Origin of the sequence: Ewingella sp. AOP8-B2-18 (genome assembly GCF_052376015.1) — a bacterium.
Taxonomy (GTDB): Bacteria; Pseudomonadota; Gammaproteobacteria; order Enterobacterales; family Enterobacteriaceae; genus Ewingella; species Ewingella allii.
Window position 1 is genome coordinate 1 of sequence record NZ_JBQSVB010000061.1, and the last position, 961, is coordinate 961.

At 55.6% G+C, this 961-nt stretch carries 2 protein-coding genes and 1 pseudogene; all 3 read right to left on the reverse strand.

The features are described from left to right. The coding region (locus ACT3RR_RS23115) for a head completion/stabilization protein (RefSeq protein WP_496201172.1) at window positions 1-359 on the reverse strand (359 nt) is incomplete at its 3' end. A gap of 97 nt (window positions 360-456) precedes the next feature. Then, window positions 457-708, reverse strand: a complete 252-nt coding sequence (locus ACT3RR_RS23120) for a hypothetical protein (RefSeq protein ID WP_496201173.1) — start codon at window positions 706-708, stop codon at window positions 457-459. Next, a pseudogene (locus tag ACT3RR_RS23125) lies at window positions 705-961 on the reverse strand (terminase); the annotation flags it as partial. The pseudogene ACT3RR_RS23125 and the gene ACT3RR_RS23120, both read right to left, overlap by 4 nt.

Sequence of the window (961 nt, forward strand, 5' to 3'; positions counted from 1 at the left end):
TCCTGCCCTGGGTGAGTCTCCCGGCGTCCGATGCTGGCAAACTCCCCCAATAAATCCGCCTTGGCGCGCGCATAAACCGCACGCTTATAGCGGGCGCATAACAGATTCCCGTCCATCATGCTTATGCCTGGTGCTTCACTTGCCTGGCCAATCCCCTTGGCCTGGTAGTCATCCCTGATTGATGCCAGCAAATCGTTAACTTCACCGGCGGCGGTCAGCAGCGCCGTGGCCACCGTTCCGCTATCAATATCAGCCGGAATACTCCGCTGCTCCTGAAACTCTTGCAGGTTCAAATCCGGCCAAAAACCATCGTTTTTCAGCGGCTCATCGTCGTATTCAATCGGTGTTCCACTGAACATAAAATTTCCCCGAAAAGAGAAGCGGGCTGACCGAGATCCAAAGTACATAGCCCATAGGCATTACCTCCCTCGCGCCCGCCCCGGCTTGCGGTAGTCTTTACAACGTCCGGGCATACACACCCGGCACGAAATAACTGTGGGCCCCAGCCCTTGCAGCCCAGTGATGCGGTGCGGCTTGAATCTCGCTTTCATCAAACCAGTTATCTACGGCGCGGCCATCGGCGGCTTTGTAATGCACCAAATACGCATTGGCATTGGTGACGTACTCGGCACGCGCTTTGACGTGGCCAGCTTCACCGCTGATCAGAATCTCAACCGGCGTGGATAATTCGAACTTAAATTTTTTCACTGTTTTGCCTCTGTTTTCTTTTCAAGCGCCCGAATACGGGCGGCAATTTGATTTCTCATGGTGCCAACCCCGCACGCGCTATGCAGCTTGTGCGCCTGGGCCAGCAGTCCATCAACCTGTTTCAGCAGCGCCACATCTTCCGTTACCGTGGGGCGTGGGATTCCTTCGCTGTCAAACAGCTGGCGCATACCGGCGAACTTGAACCACTTGGCGCGAATGACCTCGTACAGCTCCCACTTTTCGGCCACGTTGG